Source organism: Trichocoleus sp. AS-A1, assembly GCF_039962015.1.
Taxonomy (GTDB): Bacteria; Cyanobacteriota; Cyanobacteriia; order Cyanobacteriales; family FACHB-T130; genus FACHB-T130.
On the sequence record NZ_JAMPKG010000026.1, the window covers coordinates 73244 to 93715 of the forward strand.

The 20472-nt window shown below is 47.6% G+C and carries 22 protein-coding genes and 2 tRNA genes; 13 read left to right on the plus strand and 11 right to left on the minus strand.

All coding sequences use genetic code 11. From position 1 onward, the window contains the following. Window positions 1–65: 65 nt before the first annotated feature. The 6 genes from rplV to rplC form a co-directional block, all read right to left on the minus strand. Window positions 66–428, minus strand: a complete 363-nt coding sequence (rplV, locus tag NC994_RS19290) for a 50S ribosomal protein L22 (protein ID WP_190411894.1) — start codon at window positions 426–428, stop codon at window positions 66–68. A gap of 66 nt (window positions 429–494) precedes the next feature. After that, complete coding sequence (gene rpsS, locus NC994_RS19295; protein WP_190411895.1) at window positions 495–770, minus strand: 30S ribosomal protein S19; 276 nt, start codon at window positions 768–770, stop codon at window positions 495–497. 91 nt (window positions 771–861) lie between these two features. Further along, complete coding sequence (rplB, locus tag NC994_RS19300; protein ID WP_190411896.1) at window positions 862–1725, minus strand: 50S ribosomal protein L2; 864 nt, start codon at window positions 1723–1725, stop codon at window positions 862–864. A gap of 116 nt (window positions 1726–1841) precedes the next feature. Then, complete coding sequence (locus NC994_RS19305) at window positions 1842–2144, minus strand: 50S ribosomal protein L23 (protein ID WP_190411897.1); 303 nt, start codon at window positions 2142–2144, stop codon at window positions 1842–1844. Then, the gene (rplD, locus tag NC994_RS19310; protein ID WP_190411898.1) at window positions 2131–2769 is read right to left on the minus strand and encodes a 50S ribosomal protein L4; all 639 of its coding nucleotides are present in this window, start codon (window positions 2767–2769) and stop codon (window positions 2131–2133) included. Before rplD ends, NC994_RS19305 begins: the two co-directional genes overlap by 14 nt. Before the next feature lie 100 nt (window positions 2770–2869). Next, complete coding sequence (rplC, locus tag NC994_RS19315) at window positions 2870–3508, minus strand: 50S ribosomal protein L3 (RefSeq protein ID WP_190411899.1); 639 nt, start codon at window positions 3506–3508, stop codon at window positions 2870–2872. 1221 nt (window positions 3509–4729) lie between these two features. Between rplC and NC994_RS19320 the strand changes: the two genes are divergently transcribed. The 10 genes from NC994_RS19320 to NC994_RS19365 all read left to right on the plus strand — a co-directional run bounded on the left by NC994_RS19320 (window position 4730) and on the right by NC994_RS19365 (window position 14147). Then, complete coding sequence (locus NC994_RS19320; RefSeq protein WP_190431836.1) at window positions 4730–5185, plus strand: NAD(P)H-quinone oxidoreductase subunit N; 456 nt, start codon at window positions 4730–4732, stop codon at window positions 5183–5185. A gap of 178 nt (window positions 5186–5363) precedes the next feature. Continuing rightward, complete coding sequence (locus NC994_RS19325; protein WP_190411901.1) at window positions 5364–5969, plus strand: VWA domain-containing protein; 606 nt, start codon at window positions 5364–5366, stop codon at window positions 5967–5969. A 76-nt stretch (window positions 5970–6045) separates the two neighbouring features. Further along, entirely contained in the window at window positions 6046–6540 is a 495-nt protein-coding gene (locus NC994_RS19330; RefSeq protein ID WP_190431837.1) for a hypothetical protein, read from the plus strand. Window positions 6541–6702: 162 nt separating this feature from the next. Next, window positions 6703–7308: a VWA domain-containing protein gene (locus NC994_RS19335; RefSeq protein ID WP_190411903.1), complete on the plus strand. Its 606-nt coding sequence runs from the start codon at window positions 6703–6705 to the stop codon at window positions 7306–7308. A gap of 135 nt (window positions 7309–7443) precedes the next feature. Beyond that, window positions 7444–8052 (plus strand): VWA domain-containing protein, encoded by a 609-nt coding sequence (locus tag NC994_RS19340; RefSeq protein WP_190431839.1) that lies wholly within the window; start codon window positions 7444–7446, stop codon window positions 8050–8052. A gap of 111 nt (window positions 8053–8163) precedes the next feature. Then, window positions 8164–9396, plus strand: a complete 1233-nt coding sequence (locus NC994_RS19345) for a circadian clock protein LdpA (protein WP_190431841.1) — start codon at window positions 8164–8166, stop codon at window positions 9394–9396. Between the two features lie 180 nt (window positions 9397–9576). Further along, window positions 9577–11388 carry a R3H domain-containing nucleic acid-binding protein gene (locus NC994_RS19350; RefSeq protein ID WP_190428646.1) on the plus strand — a complete coding sequence of 604 codons (1812 nt, stop codon included), beginning with the start codon at window positions 9577–9579 and terminating at the stop codon, window positions 11386–11388. Between the two features lie 381 nt (window positions 11389–11769). Beyond that, window positions 11770–11841 (plus strand) — tRNA-Gln (locus NC994_RS19355). 124 nt (window positions 11842–11965) lie between these two features. Beyond that, window positions 11966–12763, plus strand: coding sequence for an HAD family hydrolase (locus tag NC994_RS19360; protein WP_190431844.1), 798 nt, complete (start codon window positions 11966–11968; stop codon window positions 12761–12763). A 127-nt stretch (window positions 12764–12890) separates the two neighbouring features. Beyond that, a complete protein-coding gene (locus tag NC994_RS19365; protein WP_190411907.1) occupies window positions 12891–14147 on the plus strand; it encodes a DNA double-strand break repair nuclease NurA in 1257 nt (418 codons plus the stop codon). 9 nt (window positions 14148–14156) lie between these two features. Here the strand turns inward: NC994_RS19365 and xseB are convergent, their stop codons facing one another. Together xseB and xseA are read right to left on the minus strand one after the other, a co-directional pair. Further along, on the minus strand, window positions 14157–14426 hold the full coding sequence (xseB, locus tag NC994_RS19370) for an exodeoxyribonuclease VII small subunit (protein ID WP_190426820.1): 270 nt from the start codon (window positions 14424–14426) through the stop codon (window positions 14157–14159). Between the two features lie 27 nt (window positions 14427–14453). Continuing rightward, window positions 14454–15695, minus strand: a complete 1242-nt coding sequence (gene xseA / locus NC994_RS19375) for an exodeoxyribonuclease VII large subunit (RefSeq protein WP_190426824.1) — start codon at window positions 15693–15695, stop codon at window positions 14454–14456. A 708-nt stretch (window positions 15696–16403) separates the two neighbouring features. Between xseA and recA the strand changes: the two genes are divergently transcribed. Continuing rightward, entirely contained in the window at window positions 16404–17483 is a 1080-nt protein-coding gene (gene recA / locus NC994_RS19380) for a recombinase RecA (RefSeq protein WP_190411910.1), read from the plus strand. 125 nt (window positions 17484–17608) lie between these two features. On the opposite strand, the gene NC994_RS19385 is transcribed toward recA, so the two are convergent. Beyond that, window positions 17609–18382 carry an FHA domain-containing protein gene (locus NC994_RS19385; protein WP_339380224.1) on the minus strand — a complete coding sequence of 258 codons (774 nt, stop codon included), beginning with the start codon at window positions 18380–18382 and terminating at the stop codon, window positions 17609–17611. A 222-nt stretch (window positions 18383–18604) separates the two neighbouring features. Next, a complete protein-coding gene (locus tag NC994_RS19390; protein ID WP_190430332.1) occupies window positions 18605–18901 on the minus strand; it encodes a DUF3493 domain-containing protein in 297 nt (98 codons plus the stop codon). A gap of 155 nt (window positions 18902–19056) precedes the next feature. On the opposite strand from NC994_RS19390, the gene NC994_RS19395 reads away from it, so the two are divergent. Continuing rightward, window positions 19057–19128, plus strand: a tRNA-Thr gene (locus NC994_RS19395). A 270-nt stretch (window positions 19129–19398) separates the two neighbouring features. Here NC994_RS19395 and NC994_RS19400 read toward each other — a convergent pair. After that, window positions 19399–19605, minus strand: coding sequence for a hypothetical protein (locus tag NC994_RS19400; RefSeq protein WP_190431846.1), 207 nt, complete (start codon window positions 19603–19605; stop codon window positions 19399–19401). 399 nt (window positions 19606–20004) lie between these two features. Here NC994_RS19400 and NC994_RS19405 point away from each other — a divergent pair, with 399 nt between their 5' ends. Continuing rightward, window positions 20005–20145 carry a hypothetical protein gene (locus tag NC994_RS19405; protein WP_190431848.1) on the plus strand — a complete coding sequence of 47 codons (141 nt, stop codon included), beginning with the start codon at window positions 20005–20007 and terminating at the stop codon, window positions 20143–20145. Window positions 20146–20472 lie beyond the last annotated feature (327 nt).

The window sequence follows — 20472 nt, forward strand, 5'->3', positions numbered from 1 at the left end:
CTAATTGCTAATTGCTAATTGTTCAAAAGCTTGTTTCTGACAACTAGCGCTTAGCCAAAGTAGTGTTATTCATCTGCCGCTGCTTGTGCAACAGCTACAGTGATATGACACGTTGGTTTACGAATTTGATATGCACGACCTTGAGCGCGGGGTCGGAAGCGCTTCAAGGTTGAGCCTTGGTCAGCATAAGCCTTAGAAACCACTAATCTCGCGGGATCTAAACCGGCGTTATGTTCGGCATTGGCGGCTGCTGAGCGCAGTACCTTGCGGACGGGATCGCAAGCCCGATAGGGCATAAATTCCAGAACGATCAGTGCTTCCCGATAGGAGCGTCCCCGAATTTGGTCGAGAACCCGGCGCACCTTGTGGGGAGACATCCGGATGTATCGCGCGATCGCTTTCACTTCTTCTGTAGTATCAACTGCCATAGATTTCTCCCTTTTAATAATTTTGAATTTGGAATTCTGAATAATCTCAAAACCCAAACTTCAAAATTACCTCTTTGCCTTGGAATCTTTCGAGTGTCCCCGGAAGGTGCGAGTTGGAGCGAATTCTCCCAACTTATGCCCTACCATTTGCTCAGTGACGTAAACTGGCACGTGAGTCCGCCCGTTATGAACCGCGATGGTGTGACCTACCATTTGCGGCAATACAGTTGAAGCACGAGACCAAGTTTTAATAACCTGCTTATCGCCCCTAGCATTCAAATTTTCAATCTTTTTCAACAAATGGTCCGCAACAAAAGGACCTTTTTTAAGAGAACGACCCATAGTTCAAATAACCCCAATTACTTCTGGATTTTTGGATCTTGGATTTTGGATTTTGGACGTATTGCTAATCTAAAATCCAAAATCTAAAATCCTAGGACTCCCGACCGCCCCGACCTCGCTTAGAAGATTTGCGACGACGCCGGACAATTAATTTATTGCTTGGCTTGTTCCGCTTACGGGTCTTAGCACCTAAAGTTGGCTTACCCCAAGGTGTGACTGGTCCACTTCTACCAATTGGTGCCCGTCCCTCACCACCGCCATGTGGGTGATCGACTGGGTTCATGACACTGCCTCTTACCTTCGGACGGCGTCCCTTCCAGCGATTACGACCAGCTTTACCAGCACTCAAGTTGCGATGCTCAACATTGCCGACTTGTCCGATGGTAGCGTAGCACTCGCGGCGGATCATGCGGACTTCACCGGAGGGTAGCTTGATGGTGACATAGTCACCTTCTTTAGCGACTACTTGTGCAGTGGCACCAGCAGCGCGAACAATTTGCCCGCCCCGTCCAGCAGTCAGTTCTACGTTGTGAACGGCAGTTCCTAACGGAATTTTGCTTAATGGTAATGCGTTGCCAATTTCAATTGGGGCGTCTGGGCCAGCAGTGATAACTGTACCGACGGTTAAGCCGACTGGGTGAAGAATATACCGCTTTTCGCCATCCTGGTAATAAACCAGGGCAATCCGGGCATTGCGATTTGGATCGTACTCAATGGTTGCCACTTTTGCCGGGATATTACGCTTATCGCGGCGAAAATCGATTTCCCGGTAGAGTTGTTTATGACCACCACCCCGACGGCGGCTAGTAATCACCCCACGATTGTTTCGACCTTTGGGGCGATGCTTTGTGTAGGTTAGTGACTTTTCCGGCTCACTCCGCGTAACTTCGGCAAAGTCCGAAATGGTAACTTGACGAGTACTGGGAGTATAAGGCCGATAAGAACGGATGCCCATAACTTAAAAAAGAGGTTTGAAGGTTGAAGTTTGAAGACGCTTGTAGGGCGGCTTTCCGTTGAGGTGGTTGAAATTAGTTAAAATTTAAAATTTCAACTTTTCAACTTTCCAACTTATTAAACTTCTGGGAAGAGGGTGATGGTTTCTCCGCTTGCCAGAGTTACAATTGCTCGCTTGTACTGAGGCTTAAACCCTGCAAATTTGCCGACGCGGCGCTTTTTGCGCGGTAGGCGAAGGGTATTCACACTCACAACCTTTACTTTAAACAGGTCTTCAATTGCTGCTTTAATTTCTGGCTTAGTCGCTTTGGGAACAACTTCAAAGACATACTTGTTCTGCTCCATCAGCAGAGTTGCCTTTTCAGTTACGATCGGTCGATACACCAGATCCGCAAGTTCGCGGGGGTTATACTGACTCACTGTAAACCTCCTGAATTTTGGCAAGGGCGGATGGCGTTGTCACGATTTTGTCAGCTGCCAACAGGTCAAAGATATTCAATTGGGTGGCAGGGATGATCTTCATTTTGGCAACGTTCCGGGCTGACAAATAAACGTTTTCTTCCCGTTCAGCTAGGATCAGCAGGACTTTAGAATCTGGTTGGACGCCCCAACGTGCGATCGCTTCTACCAATTCTTTAGTCTTAGGCCGAGGCAACTTGTCAGCAAATTCCTCCACCACAATCATGTCTTCAGCTCGGCTAAAGAAGGCGGTTCTCAGTGCTAAACGCCGTTCCTTCCGGTTCATCTTTGTATCATAGTCTCTTGGCTTGGGACCAAAGATGACACCGCCGCCTCGCCACAGTGGTGAACGAATCGACCCAGCACGAGCGCGACCCGTCCCTTTTTGACGCCAAGGCTTACGACCTCCCCCCCTAACTTCCGCGCGGGTTTTGGTGCTGGCTGTGCCTTGACGAGCATTCGCCTGTTGCCTTACTAAGGCTCGGTGGACGATATGAGCCGCATTCTCTTCTTTAGCAACTTTTAATTCTAGAGTTGCCTGTCCGACCTCTTCCCCGTTCCAGTTTCGTACTACACAGTTAACCATATCCGTTGTCCTTTGTTCGTTGCTAATTGCTAATTGCTAATTGAAGATTGCTAAGTATCAAAAGCTCTTAGCGATTAGCCAGCCTGACCTTAGAAAATGACTACTTTCGACCTACTTTCTTGGCAGGAACAATATTAACCAGCGCCCCTGGCTTACCAGGAACCGCTCCTTTGATCAGTAGTAAATTGCGTTCTGCGTCTACCCGCACTACTGTCAATTTGCGAACGGTAACGCGCGTGCCACCTAGACGACCTGCCATCCGCTTACCAGGATAAACACGCCCTGGTGTGGTTCCAGGACCGATCGAACCAGGTAGACGGTGGTTTTTGGAACCGTGGGACATGGGTCCTCGCTTAAAGTTATGGCGTTTTTGATAACCGGCGAAGCCTTTTCCGATGCTTGTGCCGATTACATCCACAATTTGACCCGCAGTAAAAATATCTGGTTTGAGTTCTTGCCCTAGCTCAAACTCTCCCACATTCTCAAAGCGATACTCTCGCAGTTTTTTCAAGGGAGGAGCGCTTGATTTTGCCAAGTGACCCAATTCAGGCTTGTTCAAACTCTTGGGTTTGACTTCTTTATAACCAAGCTGGACGGCAGTATAGCCATCTGTTGCTTTGGTTTTAATTTGCGTAACGGTGCATGGCCCTGCTTGAATGACCGTCACAGGAATTGCTTTTCCTGTTTCGTCAAATATTTGGGTCATGCCGAGTTTGGTGCCGAGGATACCAACAGACACGGCTTTCTGGTCTCTCCTTTTTACACAGTACAAAGAGGCGGGATTACGAGTATTTCGTAAATCCGCTTGCTCCAACAAACGTTGTTATCAAACCAGCCAGCTGGGACGCATCCTCGGATTGAGAGAGGCAAGCTTTCAAGTCAGCCTAATTTAGGCTTTTTCTTTAGCTGGGATGAAGCTATTCGACGGTCGGGTAAGCGCTAGAAGCGCGTTGCCTATATTCGCGGGGACTTAGGTGGCAAGCCATCCAGTATCCGAGAAAGCGAAAGGGCTTTTTCCGGCTGAAAAGGGTTCTTCTCAAGAAACCTTCTAGATCGTCGCTAATCCTGAAATCGATGTCTCTGTTGCTTTACGCTCGCTGGGGGCACTAACCTCTTATGAGAAAGACTCAATAGTTTTTCACTCGGAAGGCGTGCTGTCCCTGGACTCGATTTCAACTTCAGCGGCAATAGCTGCTCGAATTTTGATCACAATCGTTAACTATAAACGATTTGTTACAACTTGTCTAGCAATTGTGCCAAAAAAATTTAGCAGTCTGCTGGATCGTCTGCCTCGCTTGTCGTGCAACTCCAGATCCAGAAGACAACTGTCCAGTTAACGGCTTACGGATAGATAAGGAAGAAGGCGAGCGCATACCAACGACCCGCACTTAGGTCGGTTATAGCATTTCACAATGTGTTTGCACAGTATTTGTAAACACTGTATTACAACTCCGGCGACATCTTCCCTACAGTTAAAAGGACTACAAGAAATTGCAGATAGAAGCGAGCTGGCTTTCAAGTATAGATTCAGCCGTTCAACGTTACCTGTTTGAGCTTTGTTTTTCCGACCTGCGGGATTAAAGCGCAATCAGGGATTACCACTAGTACATGATTTTTGGGATTAGGTCGATTGCGATTCCATCTTCACGAGAAGCCTATTCACTTATTTTCAGTAGATGTTGAGTCAAAATAATGTCAAATATTTACAGCTCTACGTAGCGATCGCATCTCCACAAAAAGCGCGATCGCCCAAACAGTTTAACCTCGATTGTCTGTAAGCCTATGTTCAAACGAGGCTCAAAACTCAACACTGTCTGGAAAAAGTGCAACCTTACTAAAATTTTCAAAGCTTTTGTTGCACATTGCTTTTTGCTTAAAGTTGATAGGTTCCTCAACGCCCAACTATAATAAATTGCCAGCAGCAATTAACAAAACTTAAAGCTGGGTAGAACATAAAAATATGGCACTGATCACCATCGGCAATCAATTCGTCAAAGACTTGGAAAAGTCAGGTGCTTTAGGAACGTATGTACCCTTAGAAGGAGGGTTTGAAGGGCGTTACCAGCGGCGGTTGCGTGCAGCTGGCTATACCACTTTAAGCCTATCAGCACGGGGACTCGGCGACGTAGCAACGTATTTAACTGGCGTACACGGCGTTCGTCCCGCGCATTTGGGCAAGAAAGACATTCGTGTTTACTACGTGCCACCTATCGTGACCTATCAGTTGGAACAACTACCTCCCAAATCGAAGGGACTGGTGCTGTGGATAATTGAAGGACACGTACTGTCCCGTGAGGAAGTGGAATATTTAACCACCTTGCCAAGTATAGAGCCACGCCTAAAGATTGCTGTAGAAATGGGAGGCGATCGCGCTTTCCGCTGGACACCGCTTAAAAACACGATCGCTGCTGCTTAAACCCGCGTCAGTCAATCCAATCTTAGGGTCGCACCAATGCTTGGGTGTAGCTCTAAGTCATGTCGAGCTAAAACGAGCTGGAACGTCTGAATAGTCAAGCTTTATGACCTACAGACGTTTTAGCTCGGCTAGAGGATTTTGATACCTTTAAAGAAGTAAGCAAATAAGGCAAACTCTTATGGTAGAAAACCGCGACTATACATTAATTATTGACAAAAGCGGCAGTATGTCGATGACAGACCAGCCAGGCGGGAAAAGCCGCTGGGTCATGATGCAGGAGTCTACTCTCGCTTTAGCCAGTAAATGTGAAGAATTTGATCCGGATGGCATCACTATCTATCTATTTTCCGGTCGATTCAAACGCTATGACAATGTAAACGCCAGTAAAGTCGCACAAATTTTCCGCGAAAACGAACCGTCTGGACGCACTGACTTAGCGGCAGTCCTTCTAGATGCGACGAATAACTACTTCCAGCGTAAAGCAGCAGGACAAACCAAGCCCAATGGAGATACCATTTTAGTCGTCACAGATGGGGAACCGGATGACCGGAAAGCGGTAATGAAGGTAATTATTGAAGCGTCGCGCCGTATGGATCGGGATGAAGAACTCGCGATTTCCTTTATCCAAGTTGGCACAGACGCGCAGGCAACAAAATTTCTGAAAGTGCTGGATGATGAACTGCAAAGTGCTGGGGCAAAGTTTGATATCTGCGACACAGTCACGATGGATGACATGGAGGACATGACCCTAACGGAAGTGTTGATCAATGCCATTATTGACTAAGTTCAAAGTCTAATTTGGGATTTGGGATTTTGATCGTGAAGAGAAATCTAAAATCTCTCTAGAGGCGTCCAAAATTATGGAATCAATCGATGACATACTCGCGGCAGTCAAGGCTGAGTATGAGACAAAAGATAAACCAAAAGAACTGCAAAAACCGCCACAACTGAAAGAAGAACCAGTCAAACCGCAACCAGCGAACTTCTTACAAAATCATTCTGCGAACCTCCCGCTTGCAAACACAATTCCGGAATTGCCCCGGCAAAAATGGCAAAACGAGCCGATTAGCTCATCTGAAGACATTGTTCTGGCTCAAATTAGGGCTGAGTTTGAAGAACAAGAACGTACAGAACAGCTAAAAAAACAGCAACAACTCAGAGAAGAACAACTCAAACAGGAGCAACTAAGGCAGAAACAACGGGAAGTATTCAAAAACCAAGCGCGAGAATGGCTGAAAAATTTAAAGCCACTTTCAGAAGAAGGTCTTTGGTTTGAAGAGTTTGCCGATGCATATCCCTCTAAACTTGAGGCAGCGATTGATTATTTGCAAGCCTTGCGGGAGACTAAGCCGTAGAAGCCAGCAGCGATCGCCAGAATGATAATTAATTCCCTCTCTGCTGTAGAAATTTTTATATTTCTTTTATCTAATCCAACTAGATAGTCACAGCAGGTGGGCTAGGCTAGATTGGGAAATCTTGACAAACACTGGAGGTTATCTTTGGTGGAAGGAGGATCTGTGGCAGAAGACCGTGACTATACATTAATCATCGATAAAAGCGGGAGTATGTCTACCCCAGAGCCACCGAGCGGTAGAAGCCGTTGGGAAACCGCAGAGGAATCTACTCTAGCGTTGGCGAGAAAATGTGAAAAGTTCGATCCCGATGGGATTACGCTTTACCTATTTTCCGGTCGGTTTAAGCGATTTGATAATGTGACTTCTAGCAAGGTAGCGCAGATATTCCAAGAAAACGATCCCTCTGGCACTACGAATCTTGCCGATGTCTTGAAAAACGCCACCGACAACTACTTTGAGCGGAAGGCGGCTGGTCAGACTAAGCCAAATGGCGAGACAATTCTAGTGATTACAGATGGTGAACCCGATGACCGCAAAGCCGTGATGCGGGTGATTATTGAAGCCTCTCGCCGAATGGATAGAGATGAAGAATTAGCCATCTCCTTCATTCAAGTGGGTTCGGATCAAACGGCGAGTCGGTTTCTGAAAGCCTTGGATGATGATTTGCAAGGTGCCGGGGCAAAGTTTGATATTTGCGACACTGTAACGCTGGATGACATGGAGGGCATGACTTTACAGGAAGTGTTGCTCAACGCCATTAACGACTAGGTGCTATCTGTTTATTTTGGATTTTGGATTCCATATCTGAAATCCAAAATTTTGCTTGCCAGTATTTAATCGCAATTTTGTTGTGGGATCAGCAGCAAGTCATTCAATCTAAAGAAATAATAGGGAGATTAGCTAATGAGCACAGAAGATCGGGATTATACGTTAATTATTGACAAAAGTGGCAGTATGTCTACGCCAGACCAGCCGGGAGGCAGAAGCCGCTGGGATGCGGCACAAGAGTCTACCTTGGCGTTGGCACGAAAATGCGAACAGTTTGACCCGGATGGGATCGCAGTTTACTTATTTTCCAGCCGATTTAAACGCTATGAGAATGTGAATTCCAGTAAAGTCGCACAAATTTTTCAAGAAAACGACCCGGCTGGCACAACTAATTTAGCAGGTGTATTACAAGATGCGATCGCTGCCTACTTTCAGCGGAAAGCAGCCGGTCAGACTAAGGTGGGTGGCGAAACCATTTTGGTGGTCACAGATGGTGAACCCGATGACCGAAAAGGCGTGATGCGGGCGATTATTGAGGCGTCCCGACAGATGGAACGCGATGAAGAACTGGCGATTTCGATGATTCAAGTAGGGTCAGACGCTACAGCAGCTCGGTTTTTAAAGGCGTTGGATGATGACTTACAAGGTGCAGGGGCAAAGTTTGATATCTGCGACACGATAACGCTGGATGACATGGCAGATATGACCTTGGCGGAAGTGCTGCTCAATGCGATCGCTGACTAAAGGCAAACCCCTGATGCTTACGGTTTCTATGAAAGGGGGAGTGGTGAAAACTCCCCTAATTTTTGCTACTTGGATCTCCCCATTTATCCGGGAACGCACTAGCATATAAGGGTGACTGATACCTACTATCCTTTGCGTTCCTTAAGAGAGGGTCACTGGTTTAAGCTCATTTGCGGAGCTAGTTTCCAACACCTCCCTGCCGTCCGAAATCTTACGTTGGCATATACCCTTGCTGGGGCTGACTGTATCGATGTTGCCGCTGACCCAGCAGTTATTGCTGTGGCGAAAGAAGGTATAAAGGCTGCGGCTACCCTTGCCGATGCCGCCCGCGATCGCGGCTATTGCGTAGAAGGTTTGCCGTGGCTGATGGTCAGCCTAAATGATGGGGAAGATCCTCATTTCCGAAAAGCTGAATTTAACTCAACTGAGTGTCCAGCAGATTGCTGGCGACCTTGTGAAAGTATTTGTCCGGCTGATGCGATCACTTTTGACTTTGGCCAGAACGGTTTTTCAGGGGTGATCGATCAACGTTGTTATGGCTGCGGACGGTGTATTCCCGTATGCCCAAATAATTTAATTTATACTCGTTCTTATGTATCCGCACCGGAAGCGATCGCACCTTTGGTATTTCAAAGCGGCGTAGATGCCTTAGAAATTCACACGCAAGTTGGCAGAGTAGAAGACTTTAAACGACTCTGGAGTGCGATCGCGCCTTGGGTAAACCAGCTCAAGCTTTTAGCCATTAGTTGTCCAGATGGTGAAGCGATGCTTGATTACCTCCGAGCGCTATACGAATTGATGGCACCCCTACCTTGTCCTCTCATCTGGCAAACAGATGGGCGTCCTATGAGTGGCGATATTGGCGATGGCACAACGATAGCTGCTGTAAAGTTAGGTCAAAAAGTTCTAACTGCGGGATTGCCCGGATATGTGCAGTTAGCAGGAGGCACTAATCGCCACACTGTTGGCAAACTTAGGACAATGGGACTGCTCAACAACCACCAAAAGCCAGAAGTCCAAGAGTCAAAAGTCGGAAGGGCATCTCTATCAAGCATCCCTGTAGGGAACCAGGGATCAACGAAAAACCCGCCCAAACCAACTCAAACTTTTCCCGCTCAATCCCCCAATATCGCCGGGATTGCTTATGGCAGCTACGCTCGTGTTTTGTTATCACCCATTTTGGATGAATTAGAAAAAATGAATATAAACGAAGTAGGTGGGAATGCCTCCGCGTCAAGTCAAACACCTTTACCTAGACGCTTGGAAGAAAAGCCGGATTTACTCTGGCAAGCTGTTGATCTTGCTCACTCGCTAGTTTCTCAACTCAAAACCTTTTCCCAATAGCCAGTGGAAGCGCGATTTTAGATATGTCATCGATTAAAAGGTTGGAGGTTAAAAGATTGACGATTTGCAAAAAGCGACTTTTCAACCTTGCGATCGCCAACCTGCAACGCTTCCCAGGTAAAGAACAAACATCAGTTATTTAAATCACCGATTGTGGATAAAAACGTCACTGTACAAAGAATGCAGATTACAGACGATCTCCAGAAATTACTGGACGTGTTACCGAATGAAATTCGGCAACCTTTAGAGCAGCATCCGGGACGGGATAAGTTAGTTGAGGTTGTCCTAGACTTGGGGCGTCTTCCAGAGGCTCGGTTTGCTAAACAGGCAGAGTATCTCTCCGAAACGCCAGTATCGAAAGAACAACTGAATTATTGTGTAGACCGGGTAGGAAATTTTGGTGGGGATAACCGAGCAGGGCTAGAGCGAACTCTGCACCGGATTAGCGCTATCCGCAACCGAAGCGGCGAGATCATTGGTCTTACCTTGAGGGTAGGTCGAGCCGTGTTTGGCACCATCGGCATGATTCGCGACTTGGTAGAAACAGGTCAATCGATTCTGATGCTGGGGCGTCCCGGTGTTGGCAAAACAACAGCACTGCGGGAAATCGCCAGAGTTTTAGCCGACGATTTACAGAAACGAGTTGTCATTATCGACACCTCCAACGAAATCGCTGGGGATGGTGACGTTCCTCATCCAGCAATTGGTAGAGCTAGACGGATGCAAGTCGCCCGTCCCGAACTCCAGCATCAAGTCATGATTGAGGCAGTGGAAAACCATATGCCAGAAGTCATCGTCATTGATGAGATTGGCACAGAACTAGAAGCCTTGGCAGCTCGAACGATTGCTGAACGAGGTGTTCAACTGGTGGGTACAGCTCACGGAAATCGGATTGAAAATCTGATTAAAAATCCAACGTTATCTGACTTAGTGGGTGGCATTCAGGCCGTAACTTTGGGAGATGACGAAGCCAGACGTCGGGGTAGCCAAAAGACGGTATTGGAGCGCAAAGCCCCGCCAACCTTTGAAATTGCTGTTGAAATGCTAGAACGGCAGCGCTGGGTGGTGCATGAAAGTGTTGCCGATACCGTTGACACCCTGCTGCGGGGGCGTCAGCCGGGTTATCAAGTTAGGACAACCAGCGAGACTGGGGAAGTTACGATTACCCATGAGACCCCCCAAGCACCGTCACTCATGCGACCAGCGATGAGCGGAGGTAGCCGTATATCCTCCACCCACGACGCCCCAGCGCGACCAATGGGCTGGCGGGCTTCTGGGCAAATGACTCCATTACCAATGCAGTCAGAATCAACGCGAGGCATGAGGGCAGAACCGCAAAACCTATTAGCTAGAGGAGAAGAATCTGCCTCTACTTCATTGCCTGTCTCTTCTAACCTTGCACCTTCTTTTGAGCAGATGCTGGATCAATCTTGGCATCAACCTCAGGCGATCGGAAATGAAACCTTTGTGGGGCCAAATGGCGAAGAGTTGCCATTGCACGTTTATCCTTATGGGGTGAGCAGCCAACAATTAGAGCAAGTCATTCGGGTGCTGAATTTGCCCATCTTGCTGACGAAGGATATGGATAGCGCGGATGCAGTTTTGGCGATTCGGTCGCACGTAAAAAACCATTCCAAGCTACGGCATATTGCCAAAGCCCGTCAGGTTCCCATCCATGCAATTAAGGCAAGTACCATTCCCCAGATTACCCGTGCCCTAAGGCGTCTGCTGGATATGGATGACTCTCAGGTTCTAGATGTCCCCGAACTCAGCTTATTTACTAGTAGCGGTAGTGAAGACGAGATTGAGGCTCTCGAAGAAGCCCGCCTTGCCGTGGAGCAAATCGTGATTCCTAAAGGACAGCCGGTGGAACTCCTGCCGCGTTCTTCTAAAGTTCGTAAAATGCAACACGAACTCGTCGAACACTATCGTCTCAACTCTGACAGTTTTGGGGAAGAACCGAACCGACGGCTGCGAATTTATCCCGCCTAATCGAAAAAGCTGTGGATCTATATGGGGCGTTGCACAGTAGAAAGATGATAATGTCGTGCAAAGACGAGGTAGCGCGGAGTTTAAAAGAAAATCATCGCATGATTGTGCAACACCCTATATGGGTTTTGAGGAGGTAAAGATGTCGAAAAAGCTAAAACACTTTCCCGGCACGCTTTCCATAAGAGGGGGAGAAGCTGGCTAGGAGAGCCACACTGTTTAACTGGTAAGCGTTCAAGAAGCCTTTTCTATGAGTCAATTTCCAAAAATCCATACTGAGTCTTCACCATTTACCCACTGATGAAGAAGGATTTAAGAGAAATTTTCTAAAAGTGGTTGACAATTCCCTAGTAGGAACTGCTACTATAGCGAAGGTTGATGCGATGGGGTGTCGCCAAGTGGTAAGGCAGCTGGTTTTGGTCCAGCCATTCCGAGGTTCGAATCCTTGCACCCCAGTTAAATTTTGAAACCTAAATTTTGAGAACTCTAGTAGAGGCGCGGTTCCTCGCGTCTCTACTAGTTATTGGGCTTGTTGGGCAAATTGTGCCAAGATAAACCGAAAGATTGCGGCTTTAGAACCATGCGTGCAAGTTATCCAAATATTCTCGCCCTTGACTTTGACGGTGTTATCTGTGACGGGCTAATCGAGTATTTTCAGACAGCTTGGCGCACCTACTGTCAAATTTGGGCACCGCCTAATCTCACACCTCCACATGGTTTGGCTGAAAGTTTCTACCAGCGACGACCGATTATAGAAATCGGTTGGGAAATGCCGGTGGCAATCCGGGCGCTAATATTGGGCATTCCCGACGAAAAGATGTTGCAAGATTGGTCAAGGGTGGCTCAGCAAATCTTGCTAGAAGATAATCTAAATGCGGCTGATATCGGCACGAAGCTCGATCTTATCCGGGATGAGTGGATTGATAGGGATTTAGAGGGTTGGCTAGCCTTGCATCGTTTCTATCCAGGTGTTGTTGAAAAAATGCATCGGATGGAATCGGAGAAGGCATCGCTTCCAGATACACCCATCCAAACGTACATCATCACTACCAAAGAGGGACGCTTTGTCCGCCAGTTGTTGCAGCAACAGGGTATCCAACTACCCGATCGATGCATTATTGGGAAAGAAAATCGGCGTCCTAAGTACGAAATTTTGCGCGAACTCAGCAGCGATTCGTCGGTTCACCTTTGGTTTGTGGAAGATCGCTTGAAAACTCTGCAAACTGTGCAACAGCAACCAGACCTCAATGATATCAAGCTGTTTCTTGCCGATTGGGGCTACAATACTGCTGCTCAACGAGAGTCGGTCGCGTATCAGGAGCGAATTAAGCTTTTATCTCTGTCTCAGTTTGCTCAAGATTTCTCGGCTTGGGCTTAGATGAGAAAAGGGAACCCAAGGTTAAGGGATGAAGAAGTATCAAGTGTAAATTATAAATTCATCCCGATCGCCTTGATGTTTCATGCTTTAAGCTGAGAGCTGATAGGCGAAAAGCGGATAGCTGACTATGCTTGACCTAACCAAACTCGCGCGGCAAATGCAGGGGATTAGTCAACACCTGACGGTAGAGGCTGCTGCCAGTCGCCAACGCTTGGAACGCGCCCAGCACTTACTGACGCTGGCTCAAAAGTCTCAGGCAGATTTAGTACATCTGCAAGAAAAGTGGCGCGATCGCTTGGGGTTTGCAGCAGCCGCACCCATTGAATCTCTAAGCACTGCCATTGACCTTCCTACCCCTCCGGCTGTCCATACGATTATTGCTACAGACGGGTCTCAGATTGCTCCGAGTCACCATGAAATTGCCTACTGCTATCTGATTAATGTGGGTCGGGTGGTGCTGCATTACGGACAAAGCTTGTATCCGCTCTTAGATAGCCTGCCAGAAGTCTTTTATCGCTCGGAAGACCTATATATTTCCCGCCAGTGGGGAATTCGCCCTGAGGAATGGATGGGCTATCGACGCACGGCTTCGGAGGCGTCTGTGTTGGCAGAATTGGCTGCTAGCTGGATTAACCGACCTTCACAAGTCACGTCAAGACAGGGAAACGGAAACAGAAAATCGGAAATTCCATCTTCAATTCCCGATCCCAAATCCCCAATCCCTGCCCTAGCAATGGTAGATGGATCGCTAATTTATTGGTTTCTGGAGCAGTTACCAGGGGAAGCCCGCGACCATATTTTGCCTCCGATTCTGGAAGCTTGGGATGTTCTACGCGATACGGGGATTCCAATTATGGGCTACCTGAGCGCTTCTCGCAGCAGCGAAGCACTGAACTTCCTGCGTTTGCCAGCCTGTCCGCATCCAGTTCCCGACTGTATGACTCATTGTCCTGGTCAGTTTGACCGGGCACCCTGCCAGGTTTTCGATCCTTTGCGGGATACTGCCCTCTGGGCGTCTCAATTGCAGCCCGGTCAACGCAGTCCTCTATGGCGCAGTTCTGCACGAATTCTGGAGTTGTACGGTGCCCATCAAATCTACTTCTGCTACGTCCATGTCGGGACTGAAATTGCTCGCGTGGAAGTTCCCGCTTGGGTGGCGGAGAATCCAGAGAAGCTGGATGTTTCGCTCAGCTTGATGTTGGCTCAGGTGCAGAAGGGTTATGGCTATCCGGTGGCGCTTGCAGAGGCACACAATCAGGCAGTCGTGCGAGGGGGCGATCGCGCTCGTTTCTTTGCCTTACTCGAACAACAAATGATTAAGGCTGGTTTGAGAAATGTCGGGACTTCCTATAAAGAAGCCAGGAAGCGCGGTAGTATCGCCTGATGGCATCTCTCAAAAGGACGTTGGCTCGTCTGCCAGGGTCTCAATTAATAAATTCATCTGCTGTTGCCGCTCTTGCAGAAAGATTTCACATTGGCGCAAGTATTCTACCGCAGCGGTAAATTCTTCAAAAACATCGGCAAGTTCTAGTTTTCCGGCTTCAATTTGCCGAATGATCCCTTCAACTTTGGCAACCGTCGCTTCGTAGTTCCAATCTTTCGGAAATTGGGTATTGACGCGGCGATCGCTTGAGCCGTCGGTGGTGCTGGTGGGTTTGCTCATAAAAAATCCCCGTATCGCGTGAAATAGCTACTCCTTGCTATTTATAATTTCACTAATTTTGACTTTAATTTGTCCTGTGCCCAGCTGAACTTGTAGTTCCTGTCCGAGTGCCAGTCCTTCGGTGGAACGCGCGATCGCACCATCTTGTTGTCGGACTACGGCGTAACCTCGTTGCAGAACGCTTTCAGGGTCAAGCGTGGCTAGCTTTTGTCGGAGCATCTGACAGTGTTGGTTTGCCTGTGCTAAATGTCGCGCCGTTCCTTGTAACAGTTGTTGACGTTTCCAAGCGATCGCTTGTTTTTCTTGGTGAATTTGTCGGTCTAACGGAATCCGCCCCAAGCGGCTTCGCACTCTTTGCAATTGTGTTTGAGCGTTTTCCATGTGTTGATTTACGGCTTCAGTCAAGGCGAGGACACGTTCCTGGTGTTCTGCGTAAAGACTTGCCAGTTCTGGAACCACTTGTTCGGCGGCGGCGGTGGGAGTGTGAGCATAAGCATCGGCAACTAAGTCAGCCAAAGATTCATCTCGCTGATGACCAATGCCAGTAATCACGGGAATCGAACAATTTGCGATCGCTCGCACTACCCGTTCATCATTGAAGCAAGCTAGCTCCTCAACCGCACCACCCCCGCGCGACAAAATTAAAACTTCAGCGCGACCATCCCGTTCCACTCGCTCAATCGCCGAGACAATCAATGCTGGGGCTTGTTCGCCCTGAACTAACGCCGGTGAAAACAAAACTTGCAAACCCGGATAACGTTGCTTGAGCGTGCGTTGAATATCTCCCCAGGCAGCAGCTTGTGGCGACGTGACAACAGCGATGGTTTGGGGATGAGTGGGGAGCGATCGCTTGCGTTCTGGATCGAACAATCCTTCTGCCTCTAACCGATTTCGCAGCTGGCGATAGCGCAATGCCTGTAACCCCTCTCCCGCTGGTAGCGCCTGCCAGACAATTAGCTGGTACTGTCCTCGCTGGGGATAAACTCGGATACTGCCCAAAACAATCAACTGCTCTCCTTGCACCGGCAGCTGCATCAGCTTATTTAGCTGACTGTTCCATATCACACAACTCATTGCCGCCTTAGCATCCGGATCTTGCAGGGTGAAGAATAGTCCACTGCGATACTGAGAGGCGCTGGAGACTTCACCTGTCACCCAGACTTGCTGTAGTTGTTCATCCTGCTCTAACAGCAGTTGCAAATAAGACGTTAACCCAGCCACCGATACAGCTGTATCTGGAACCAGCTGATTGGAAAGATAATAGTTCATCGCCGAAAGATAAGGAAAATATAGGAATTGAGGCATCAGGAAACGCAGAGGATGCTCAAATAAGCCTAGATCAAGCCATTTACAGTTTCTGTCTCTAGATTAGCGAGACTCGGCTGCATTCGTTGACTTTTGACAAAACTGACGTGACCAAAGTGGCGATCGCAAATCTCACTTGTTGCTTAAAACAGGCTAGACGTTTATTGACCGATTTTCTCTCTCAGTGTTGGTTAAAAGTAGAACATTTGAACTACAATAGAGATTCCTATCGCGAGCCTTGCCAGGGGGTTCCCCCATCCGTGTAAAGCTTGATGTAAGGGCACTTGCGGCTCTCATTTGTTGCTAAAAGTGATATAATAAAATATCTGAAACTAAAATTTGTCGCTATTTGGGACAATTTTAAGTTTCGGTGCCAATCGTTGAAGTAACCCTAGTTAGTGGAAATTTCCTACTCACTTACAAAGCCAAAAACTTGGTAAACCTGAGTGGGCAAATGGCTAAAACCAGCATTCATTTTGTATCAAAAGGCGGTGGATTCCATCGTTTCTGCCTGTGGAGGCTGTAAGGATGTCTTGTTAGACATTTCTACTATCAGAACCAGCCATCGAAGCAGGAAACTCCAGTCCGCGAGGCGGAGAAGCCCACACAAAAGCAACTTTTGCTAAGTGTGAAAAAAATCTCACCACACCTGATTCTGTTCTTGAGGCATTAATGGCTATCCAAATCACGAACAATCCCGACAAGGACAAAGCCCTGAGCCTGGTGCTAAACCAAATTGAGCGCAGCTTTGGCAAAGGAGCAATTATGCGCCTAGGAGATGCCACCCGCATGAAGGTGGAAACAATTTCCACTGGAGCGCTGACCCTGGATTTAGCTTTGGGCGGTGGCTTGCCGAAGGGACGGGTGATTGAAATATATGGCCCGGAAAGTTCTGGTAAGACAACCCTCGCTTTGCACGCGATCGCTGAAGTGCAAAAATTAGGAGGAGTCGCTGCTTTTGTTGATGCTGAACACGCTCTAGATCCTGCTTACGCAGCCGTACTGGGCGTTGATATTGACAATCTTTTGGTTTCTCAACCCGACACCGGAGAAGCTGCCTTAGAAATTGTCGATCAGCTAGTTCGCTCTGCGGCAGTGGATATCGTGGTCATTGACTCGGTAGCTGCTTTGGTGCCTCGCGCTGAAATTGAAGGCGAAATGGGCGATTCCCACATGGGTTTGCAAGCCCGTTTGATGAGTCAAGCTCTTCGCAAAATTACTGGAAACATTGGTAAATCCGGTTGTACGGTCGTTTTCCTCAACCAGCTGCGACAAAAGATTGGCGTCACCTACGGCAACCCAGAAACAACCACTGGTGGTAATGCCTTAAAGTTTTACGCTTCAGTGCGCTTGGATATTCGTCGGATTCAAACGCTGAAAAAAGGCAACGAAGAGTTTGGTAACCGAGCTAAAGTTAAAGTTGCCAAAAATAAAGTCGCCCCGCCCTTCCGCGTCGCAGAGTTTGACATTATCTTTGGCAAGGGAATCTCGACATTAGGGTGTATGGTTGACCTAGCAGAACAAACTGGGGTCATTACCCGTAAAGGAGCTTGGTATAGCTACAACGGTGATAACATTGCCCAAGGCCGGGATAACAGCATTAAGTACCTGGAAGAAAACTCTGAATTAATTCAAGAAATTGAGCAAAAGGTACGTCAAAAGCTAGAGATGGGGGCAGTTGTTCCTGCCAACTCTGTCACGCGAGTTGACGCCGAAGACGAAGAGTTAGAGGAAGAACTTTTAGACGACTAAAAGCGCTGTAGGGTGGGCAATTCTACCCTATAAATCGTTTTTTGGGAAGCTTAGGGCTACTGTTACACATAAAAAAACCCGTTTTCTTATTGGAAACGGGTTTTTCGTATAAATTCTTATAAAGTTTAGTTTTGTGTGCCTGGATCGGAAATTCGTCTACTGAAAAAACGGTCTAAAATTTCTGATTGCTGAGTCGGAGTTAGCTGAGGGTCTACAGGAGATTCCAAAACTGGGACTAATGGATCTCTAATGGCAGAGGGGCCAGAGAGGAAATGTAGAGTCTCTTTTTGGCACTCGGTGTTGGGAGGCTGAACTGTTGTAGGAGAGGTAGGTGTTTCTACTTCTGTAACCGGAAGCGATTGCTCTGCATTTGTCAGGGCATTAATTTCTGCCATTAGGGTTGAAGAGACATTATCCACCATGCAGATAGTATTGCCCAGGAAAAAGGAGAAAGCCAGACCACCTAGACGAATGCGATCGCCGTCCTTGAGAAGAACACGTTTGTATACGGGTTCGCCATTAACGAAAGTCCCATTTGTACTATTCAGGTCAACCAGATAAAACCCCTGATCGTCGATATATCGAATCGCTGCATGATTGCGAGACAACCGTCTATCCGGAATCGGTAGAGCAGCTTGACGCGCCCGCCCCAGTGTCCAAATTCGCTGCGGCTGAAACAACATTTGCGTTTTAGCATCTATTAAATTTGTGACTAGATAGACTTGCTGCTCCTGCGCTACGCCTTGGATATATCGAGGTGCAATGCCACTAAGAAATTTATTGCCGCTATCTTCTAGCTTCAGAATCTCATCTAGTAAACCACGATGATGCTCATAGAGCTTAAGGAATACCTGATATAGACCCAAGCGTTGTTCTAGTTCCATGTGTTGGGATGACACTTAATCTTAGGTGAGGCTCAGCCGATGAAGTAACGCAGAACCTTATCGGCTTTCAACAAGGGAAGCCAAAGACTGCAAGAATGTCGTTAAGCCAAATAACTGAATCTAGCCTATTTTACTCGCAAGTTCTCAGGGTGCGAAATACTCACCAGATCCCTTCTTTCAAGCTTAGATTGTCTTACCCCTTAGAGGAATCCGCAAGATTACTGGAAACGATCAGCTTTATGGCTTACGTTGGGATTTTTGTTCTAGGCGAAACAGCCAAACCATCAAAGCAACTACGCCAATTTGTAGTGCTAAGTTAGGCACGGCTGAGGCAATTTCCCGACCGGAGGCTAACTTGGCAAGAAAGACCATCCCTCCGATAAAGCCAGAAGCGCCGCACGCCACATAAACAAATTGCCTAAGACCTTTGTAGGGAGTAGCAAGTTCAGCTTTTAGTTGTGCATACTGTTCAGCACTGACTTTCCGAGTGCCTTTGATGTTGCGGGTGCGATTTTTTAATTTTGGGTCTACCATCCGTCTCGATCCCCACCGACTTTAGATCCATCTTGGCATGATGGTGGTCGGCAGCAGCGGCGGCTGGTGCTATAAATTTGAACGCGATCGCATTTCTTCCAGAAATTGGGTGCAACAGTTTCTATCTAAACCTGCTACGATAGTAAATCGGCAGTGCCGGTGTAGCTCAGTGGTAGAGCATTCGATTCGTAATCGAACGGTCGGCGGTTCAAATCCGCCCATCGGCTTGAATCAAATTGTACAGTGACTAATTATTTGTCATCGGTGACAGATTGTTGTCGTCGTGACGAATTGTGTGTCGTTGAGACAAATTAATGTCGCTGAAGCAGCAGTGACAAATTGATGTCATTTAATCTCTATCACTCAAAGCGCATAACGATCACGAATCGAATGCTCCTTTCAACCCACTCTAACACCTACAGTTCAACCCACTCCTAGGTGGGATGGTCGTTGAAACTTGGGGTATTTAAAGATCAAGCCCAGAAGATTGCCCACTTTCAACCCACCCATAGTTGGGATGGTCGTTGAAACCCTCTACTGTCAGCATCTTGCACTTGATAGCGATCGCTATCAAGCCACCCCCTGTCGGGATGGTCGTTGAAACGGTATAGGAGGCGATCGCCTGTTCTTCTCCCTTGCTCTTTCAACCTACCCCTAGTTCGGATGGTCGTTGAAACGTTGAAAATTCGATCCAACACGGTCATCGGATTTTCTTTCAACCCACCCCTAGTTGGGATGATCGTTGAAACAACACGGGTTTCTTCAAACTCGCTCGTGAAAGGGTTCTTTCAAACCACCCCTTAGTTGGGATGGTCGTTGAAACGGTCGGGAGGGTGTCCCACAGAAGAATCCACGACTGCTTTCAAACCACCCTTAGTTGGGATGGTTGTTGAAACCACTGCAATCAACTTCGATTGAAAAAGGTTGAGCCAACTTTCAAACCACCCCTAGTTGGGATGGTCGTTGAAACTTGAAGTCTATCTGCGATTCCGACTAATCAGAAACGCCTTTCAAACTACCCCTAGTTGGGATGGTCGTTGAAACTTTAGTAGATGAGCGATGCCCTGAAATAGCTGAGAACTTTCAACCCACCCCTAGTTGGGATGGTCGTTGAAACAGCCTTCGTTATCGATTGCAACGATACAGTGAGTGCGACTTTCAACCCACCCCTAGTTGGGATGGTCGTTGAAACCCGTTCTCGGACAGTCGATGGGAATAACGAATTCCTTTCAACCCACCCCTAGTTGGGATGGTTCGTTGAAACTTAACGGGACTCGCATTCCCCATTATTTTGACTATGCTTTCAACCCACCCCTAGTTGGGATGGTCGTTGAAACCTCCTTCGTTGCAAAAAGGCGGTAGATTTATGATCCTTTCAACCCACCCCTAGTTGGGATGGTCGTTGAAACTTGAGGTAGTTATTAGTAGGGTGCTTAAGAAAAGCTTTCAACCCACCCCTAGTACTCTGTCAAAGGTAGTTTGATGGGTAGTAATAAGGGCTAAGCTAAAAAAATCCGGCTTTTGTATGCACTAACTCCTACCAAGTCTTCCCATGAGTAAGAAATATATTG